Here is a 7,435-nt window from a genome sequence, read left to right as displayed (position 1 = left end):
CCTTCAGCTCGACCCAGCTCCCGGCACGGAAGCGCATCGGCTTCGGGGGGCCCACGGCGTACCAGCGCTTGTTGCCGATCGGGATCGGCCACAGGATCGGGCAGCCGGAGACGGTGAGGGCGTCGCCGATGTCGTGGACGAGGGCGCCGAGGACGATCGGCAGGCCCAGCCACAGGTATTCCTGGCCGGGCGCGGTGAACAGCCAGTCCGCGCCGTTGCCGGGCTTGTCGAGGACGCCCGCGAGGATCCACGCGCTGGTGGCGCCCAGCAGCCAGACCAGGATGTCGCTGGAGACCCGGGCGGCCCGCCACAGCAGGCCTTCCACGGCCAGCACCATGTGGACGAAAAGGATCGCGAGGACGGCCCACCGGCCGCCGAAGATCGCCAGCGCGGAGGCGCCCGCGCCGATGAGGACCGCCCACAGCCAGGTGTGCGTCAGCGTCCGGTGCCCGCCGGTCCTGCGCTTGTCCCCCTGTTTCCGCGTGGCCTTGTAGACGGCGTACGACAGCTTGTCGACGATCTCGCACAGGCCGCGTGACACGGGCCCGAAGGCCCGCGAGATCGTCGCCGCCTTGTGATCCAGATCGGGCGCCAGCGCCGCACCCGCGCAGATCAGCGCTCCGACGACGAGGACGGGCCACGGCATGGTGTGGCCCGCGGCGGCCGTAGCCGCTCCCACCCCCAGCCAGGCGGCCGCCCCGGACAGAGAGTGCGCCGGTCCCATCATGTGCGTTCCCGCCCCATCGTCGCCCCATCGCTCTTGTGCGTGACCCCAGTTGACAGGGCAGCGTATCGGTCATGATCTTGCCGCTCACGGCCGGTTCCCTGATCCGGCTCGGGGACAGGCAAGATGGGGGTGTGACCCTTATCGATCAGCTGCCTTCAGACGCCGACCCCGATGCCCTGTACGAAGCCTTCTCCTCCTGGGCGGAGGGCCAGGGCATCACGCTCTATCCGGCTCAGGAGGAGGCGCTGATCGAGGTGGTCTCCGGGGCGAACGTGATCCTTTCGACGCCCACCGGCTCGGGGAAGAGCCTGGTCGCGGCGGCCGCGCACTTCGCGGCACTGGCGAACGACCAGGTCACGTTCTACACCGCGCCGATCAAGGCTCTCGTCTCGGAGAAGTTCTTCGACCTGTGCAAGCTGTTCGGCACGGAGAACGTGGGCATGCTGACCGGCGACGCGTCCGTGAACGCCGACGCGCCGGTCATCTGCTGCACCGCGGAGGTGCTGGCCTCGATCGCCCTGCGCGACGGAAAGCACGCCGACGTCGGCCAGGTCGTGATGGACGAGTTCCATTTCTACGCCGAGCCGGACCGCGGCTGGGCGTGGCAGATCCCGATCCTGGAACTGCCGCAGGCGCAGTTCGTGCTGATGTCGGCGACCCTCGGTGACGTCTCGATGTTCGAGAAGGACCTGACCCGCCGCACCGGCCGCCCCACCAGCGTCGTCCGGTCGGCGACCCGGCCCGTTCCGCTGTCGTACGAGTACCGGCTGACGCCGATCACGGAGACGCTGACCGAGCTGCTCGAGACGAAGCAGGCTCCTGTCTACATCGTGCACTTCACCCAGGCGCAGGCCGTGGAGCGCGCCCAGTCGCTGATGAGCATCAACATGTGCTCCCGCGAGGAGAAGGACAAGATCGCCGACCTGATCGGCAGTTTCCGGTTCACCACCAAGTTCGGCAAGAACCTTTCCCGTTACGTCCGGCACGGTATCGGTGTGCACCACGCGGGCATGCTGCCCAAGTACCGGCGACTGGTGGAGAAGCTGGCGCAGGCCGGCCTGCTGAAGGTCATCTGCGGCACCGACACGCTCGGCGTCGGCGTCAACGTCCCCATCCGCACGGTGCTGTTCACGGCGCTCACCAAGTACGACGGCAGCCGGGTGCGGACACTGCGGGCGCGTGAGTTCCACCAGATCGCCGGGCGTGCGGGCCGGGCCGGCTTCGACACCGCGGGTCTGGTCGTCGCGCAGGCGCCCGAGCACGTCATCGAGAACGAGAAGGCGCTCGCGAAGGCCGGTGACGACCCCAAGAAGCGCCGCAAGGTGGTCAGGAAGAAGGCTCCTGAGGGCTTCGTCGCCTGGTCGGACAGCACGTTCGAGAAGCTGATCGCGTCCGAGCCCGAGCCGCTGACCTCCCGCTTCCGGGTCACCAACATCATGCTTCTCTCGGTGATCGCCCGGCCGGGCAACGCCTTCGAGGCCATGCGCCGGCTGCTCGAGGACAACCACGAGCCCCGCAAGGCCCAGCTGCGTCACATCCGCCGGGCCATCGCCATCTACCGCTCGCTGCTCGACGGCGGAGTGGTGGAACAGCTGGACACTCCCGACGCGGAGGGCCGCACCGTCCGGCTCACCGTCGACCTCCAGCAGGACTTCGCGCTGAACCAGCCGCTGTCGACCTTCGCCCTCGCCGCCTTCGACCTGCTCGACCCTCAGTCCCCTTCCTACGCGCTGGACATGGTCTCCGTCGTCGAGTCGACGCTGGACGATCCGCGTCAGATCCTCGCCGCCATGCAGAACAAGGCGCGCGGTGAGGCCGTCGGCAGGATGAAGGCGGACGGCATCGAATACGAGGAGCGCATGGAGCGGCTCCAGGAGATCTCGTACCCGAAGCCGCTGGAGGAGCTCCTGTGGCACGCCTACAACGTCTACAAGAAGTCGCACCCGTGGGTCGGAGACCACCCGGTGTCGCCGAAGTCCGTCATCCGTGACATGTACGAACGGGCGCTGACGTTCACCGAGTTCACCTCCTGGTACGAGCTGGCCCGCACCGAGGGCATCGTGCTGCGCTATCTGGCGAGCGCGTACAAGGCGCTGGACCACACCATCCCGGACGATCTGAAGACGGAGGACCTCGAGGACCTGATCGCCTGGCTCGGCGAGATGGTCCGCCAGGTCGACTCCAGCCTGCTGGACGAGTGGGAGCAGCTGGCCAATCCGGAGGTGGAGACGGCCGAGGAGGCGCAGGAGAAGGCCGACCAGGTCAAGCCGGTCACGGCGAACGCCCGCGCGTTCCGGGTGCTCGTGCGCAACGCGATGTTCCGCCGGGTGGAGCTGGCCGCCCTGGACCGGGTCGGTGAACTGGGCGAGATGGACGCCGAGTCGGGCTGGGACGCGGAGGCCTGGGGCGAGGCGATGGACGGGTACTGGGACGAGTACGACGACCTGGGCACCGGCCCGGACGCCCGCGGCCCGAAGCTCCTGGCCATCGAGGAGGACGCGGCGCACGGCCTGTGGCGCGTACGGCAGACCTTCGCCGACCCGAACGGCGACCATGACTGGGGTATCAGCGCGGAGGTCGATCTGGCGGCCTCTGACGAGGAGGGCCGGGCGGTCGTGCGGGTCACGTCCGTCGGCCGGCTCTGACAGGGAGAACTGAGGATGACGAATCCGGCCGAGCGTCTGGTCGATCTGCTCGATCTGGAACGGATCGAGGTCAACATCTTCCGGGGACTCAGCCCGAACGAGTCCCTTCAGCGCGTCTTCGGCGGGCAGGTGGCCGGTCAGGCCCTGGTCGCCGCGGGCAGGACCACGGACGGCGACCGTCCGGTCCATTCGCTGCACGCCTACTTCCTGCGGCCGGGACGCCCCGGGGTGCCGATCGTGTACCAGGTCGAACGGGTCCGGGACGGCCGCTCGTTCACCACCCGCCGGGTCACGGCCGTGCAGGAGGGGCGCACCATCTTCAACCTGACGGCGTCCTTCCACCGCCCCGAGCCGGGCAGCATCGAGCACCAGCTGCCGCCGCGTCTCGACTTCCCGGATCCCGAGTCGCTGCCGACCGTGACGACCGAGATCCGGGAGCATCTGGGCGAGCTGCCGGAGGCGCTGGAGCGGATGGCCAGGCGTCAGCCGTTCGACATCCGCTATGTCGACCGGCTCCGCTGGACGGCGGACGAGATCAAGGACGCCGATCCGCGCAGCGCGGTCTGGATGCGGGCGGTCGGGCCGCTGGGCGACGATCCGCTGGTGCACACCTGCGCGCTGACGTACGCGAGCGACATGACACTGCTGGACGCGGTACGGATCCCGGTGGAGCCTCTGTGGGGCCGCCGCGGCTTCGACATGGCGTCGCTGGACCACGCGATGTGGTTCCACCGTCCGTTCCGCGCGGACGAGTGGTTCCTCTACGACCAGGAGTCGCCGATCTCGACGGGCGGCCGCGGGCTCGCCCGTGGCCGGATCTACGACCGCGAGGGCCGGCTGCTGGTGTCGGTGGTGCAGGAGGGCCTGTTCCGGCCGGTGTAGCCGGCCGTCGGCCGCGGTCCTCCCGGTACGGGGAAGATCGCCGCGCCCGGCGGCGTTGTCCGACGTGCCGCCCGTGCTCCGTCACGGGCGCACCCGTGTTTTCATCGGTCGTCCACCGGTGCGGCCGTCCGGCCGCGCGCCGGCGACCCTGTGAGGAGCTTCGATGACTCTGTACGACATCCCGCTGCGCACCCTGTCCGGCGAGGCGACCTCGCTCGGCGACTACCGGGACCAGGCAGTCCTGGTGGTCAATGTGGCCTCCAAGTGTGGGCTGACCCCGCAGTACGCGGGCCTGGAGCGGCTGCAGAAGGAATACGGCGACCGGGGCTTCACGGTGCTGGGCGTGCCGTGCAACCAGTTCGGGGGCCAGGAGCCGGGCAGCGCGGAGGAGATCGCCACGTTCTGCTCGGCGACGTACGGCGTGTCCTTCCCGATGCTGGAGAAGACGGACGTGAACGGCGAAGGCCGTCACCCCCTGTACGCGGAGCTGACGACGGTCGCGGACGCCGACGGCGAGGCCGGCGACGTCCAGTGGAACTTCGAGAAGTTCCTGATCTCCCCGCAGGGCGAGGTGACCCGCTTCCGTCCCGGTACCGAGCCGGAGTCCCCCGAGGTGCTGGCGGCCGTCGAGGCAGTACTCTCTGCCTGACGTCGCGGGGAGCGACGCTTCCGACTGCCTTTCCCGGGGGGATCCGGTGGGGAACAAACGCAGGGACGACGATGCCACGTGGCCGCTCGGCGTCGGCCTCGTCGGCGGGGTGCTCGGTCTGGCACTGGGCGTCTGGGCCGCCTACGAGGCGTTCGTGGGCGGCACGCTGCCGCTGATCGGCTATGAGATGCCGCACGAGTCCTTCGTGCTCGGGATCGTCCTGGGGGTGGTGGTCTCGCCCGTGCTGTTCAAGCTCGGTTTCGTGGTGCTGCTGCTGCCCTCGTTGCTGATCGAGAAGCTGACACGGCGCTGAGGGCGGGAGACACGCAGAAAGCCGGCACGCGGAAGGCTCCGGCACCCCTCGGGGGAGCCGGAGCCTTTGTCGTGTCCGCCGGGTCAGCGGATCGGCATGCCCGACAGGGTGCGGGCGATCACCAGCCGCTGGATCTCGCTGGTGCCCTCGAAGATCGTGTAGATCGCCGCGTCGCGGTGCATGCGCTCCACCGGGTACTCACGGGTGAAGCCGTTGCCGCCGAGGATCTGGACCGCCTGGGCGGTGACCTTCTTGGCGGTCTCGCTGGCGAACAGCTTCGACATGGATCCCTCCGCCGAGGTGAAGGGCTTGCCGGTGGTCGCCATCCACGAGGCGCGCCACACGAGCAGGCGGGCGGCGTCGATCCGCGTGCGCATGTCGGCCAGTTGGAAGGCGATGCCCTGGTTGTCGATGATCGGGCGGCCGAACTGCTCCCTGGTCTTGGCGTAGTCGAGCGCGACCTCGTACGCGGCGCGGGCGGTGCCGACGGCCATGGCCCCGACGGCGGGACGGGAGGCCTCGAAGGTGGCCATCGCCGCGTTCTTCACCCGCTCGCCGCCCGCGCCGCCTGCCGTGCGGGCCTTCTCCCTGGCCCGGGCGAGCCGCTCGTCCAGCTTCTCCTTGCCGCCGAGGAGGCAGCCGCCGGGAACGCGGACGTCCTCGAGTACGACCTCCGCGGTGTGCGAGGCGCGGATGCCGTGCTTCTTGAACTTCTGCCCCTGGGACAGGCCGGGGGTGTTCGGCGGGACGATGAACGAGGCGTGGCCCTTGGAGCCGAGCTCGGGATCGACCACGGCGACGACGACATGGACGTTGGCGATGCCGCCGTTGGTCGCCCAGGTCTTGGTGCCGTTGAGCACCCACTCGGCCTTCGCCTCGTCGTACACGGCGCGGGTGCGCATGGAGCCGACGTCGGAGCCGGCGTCGGGCTCCGAGGAGCAGAAGGCGGCCACCTTCACATCGCTCGCGTCGCCGTACATCTGGGGGATCCAGGTGCCGATCTGCTCCTCCGTACCGTTGGCGAGAACGCCCACGGCGGCGAGCCCGGTGCCGACGATGGAGAGCGCGATGCCCGCGTCGCCCCAGAACAGCTCCTCCATCGCCATCGGGATGCCGAGGCCGGTGGGGTCGAAGAACTGCTGGGCGTAGAAGTCGAGGGAGTAGATTCCGAGTTTGGCCGCCTCCTGGATGACGGGCCAGGGGGTCTCCTCACGCTCGTCCCACTCGGCGGCGGCGGGGCGCATGACGTCCTTGGCGAAGCCGTTGAGCCAGTCTCGGACCTGCTTCTGATCCTCGTTGAGGTCGAGCGTGAACTCGGTCATGTCCCCTCCAGAACACTTACGACAACCCGCATGTTACCTGCGGTAACGGCAGTCTGTTACCGACGGGTAGCCCCTGTCAACCAGCCATGGCCCGATCATGTGACCATTGCGGCAGGGTGTTACTTTGCGCAAGCGTCACGCAATCGTCCGGGCGGGGAGAAACACATGGAGACCACACAACACCAGCGGTCGGCCGACCAGCGGCGCCGGGAACTCCTCGAGGCTGCCGACCGGGTCGTGCTCCGGGACGGGCCCCACGCCTCCATGAACGCCATCGCCGCGGAAGCGGGCATCACCAAGCCCATCCTGTACCGGCACTTCGGCGACAAGGGCGGCCTCTACCGCGCGCTGGCCAAGCGCCACACCGACGCGCTGCTGAGAGCCCTTCAGGTGGCGGTCGACGCGGACGTCGACCGCAGGGAGCGGGTCGCCGGCACACTCGACACGTATCTCGCCGCCATCGAGGCTCGGCCCCAGGTGTACCGCTTCCTGATGCACCCCGCGGAGGACAGCCAGCCCTCGGAAGCCGGCTTCGACGTGGGCCGCCACTCGGCGCCGCTGCTGCGGCGCCTCGGCGAGGAGCTCGGCACGGTCATCGCCGAACGCGTCGACCTCGGCCCCGGCGGAGACCTGATGGCCCGCGTGTGGGGCCACGGCATCGTCGGCATGATGCACGCGGCGGGCGACTGGTGGCTCGGCGAACGGCCGTGCTCGCGGGCGGAGTTGGTGGCCAGCCTGACGGACCTTCTGTGCGGCCGCCTCTTCCAGGTCGAGGACCGGGCGGACGGCCCGGGCTTCTGACCTCCCGCCGCGCGGGACGTTTCCCCTACCCGCCCCTTCCCGCGGTGCCCTCAATCTCCCCCTACGGCCTGGCGGCCGTGGGAGGCGCCCCCAGGC

At 69.6% G+C, this 7,435-nt stretch carries 7 protein-coding genes; 5 read left to right on the top strand and 2 right to left on the bottom strand.

What is annotated here, in order from left to right; all coding sequences use genetic code 11:
* Window positions 1-727, bottom strand: a 727-nt coding sequence (locus ACWGH4_RS26890; protein WP_453465497.1) for a metal-dependent hydrolase, incomplete at its 3' end; no start/stop codon positions are given.
* A gap of 71 nt (window positions 728-798) precedes the next feature.
* Between ACWGH4_RS26890 and ACWGH4_RS26885 the strand changes: the two genes are divergently transcribed.
* The 4 genes from ACWGH4_RS26885 (at window position 799) to ACWGH4_RS26870 (ending at window position 5,216) form a co-directional block, all read left to right on the top strand.
* Window positions 799-3,372, top strand: coding sequence for a DUF3516 domain-containing protein (locus ACWGH4_RS26885; RefSeq protein ID WP_441265890.1), 2,574 nt, complete (start codon window positions 799-801; stop codon window positions 3,370-3,372).
* A gap of 15 nt (window positions 3,373-3,387) precedes the next feature.
* Window positions 3,388-4,254, top strand: a complete 867-nt coding sequence (locus ACWGH4_RS26880; protein ID WP_441265891.1) for an acyl-CoA thioesterase domain-containing protein — start codon at window positions 3,388-3,390, stop codon at window positions 4,252-4,254.
* A gap of 163 nt (window positions 4,255-4,417) precedes the next feature.
* The gene (locus ACWGH4_RS26875; RefSeq protein ID WP_453465494.1) at window positions 4,418-4,903 is read left to right on the top strand and encodes a glutathione peroxidase; all 486 of its coding nucleotides are present in this window, start codon (window positions 4,418-4,420) and stop codon (window positions 4,901-4,903) included.
* 46 nt (window positions 4,904-4,949) lie between these two features.
* The gene (locus ACWGH4_RS26870) at window positions 4,950-5,216 is read left to right on the top strand and encodes a hypothetical protein (RefSeq protein ID WP_453465492.1); all 267 of its coding nucleotides are present in this window, start codon (window positions 4,950-4,952) and stop codon (window positions 5,214-5,216) included.
* An 83-nt stretch (window positions 5,217-5,299) separates the two neighbouring features.
* Here ACWGH4_RS26870 and ACWGH4_RS26865 read toward each other — a convergent pair whose 3' ends face one another.
* Complete coding sequence (locus tag ACWGH4_RS26865; RefSeq protein WP_453465490.1) at window positions 5,300-6,538, bottom strand: acyl-CoA dehydrogenase family protein; 1,239 nt, start codon at window positions 6,536-6,538, stop codon at window positions 5,300-5,302.
* 165 nt (window positions 6,539-6,703) lie between these two features.
* Here ACWGH4_RS26865 and ACWGH4_RS26860 point away from each other — a divergent pair, with 165 nt between their 5' ends.
* The gene (locus ACWGH4_RS26860; RefSeq protein WP_453465488.1) at window positions 6,704-7,339 is read left to right on the top strand and encodes a TetR family transcriptional regulator; all 636 of its coding nucleotides are present in this window, start codon (window positions 6,704-6,706) and stop codon (window positions 7,337-7,339) included.
* Window positions 7,340-7,435: the final 96 nt, after the last annotated feature.

It is taken from the genome of Streptomyces sp. NPDC054847 (genome assembly GCF_053610925.1).
Note: the sequence above shows the minus strand (reverse complement) of the source record. Positions and strands in the feature narration are given on the sequence as shown.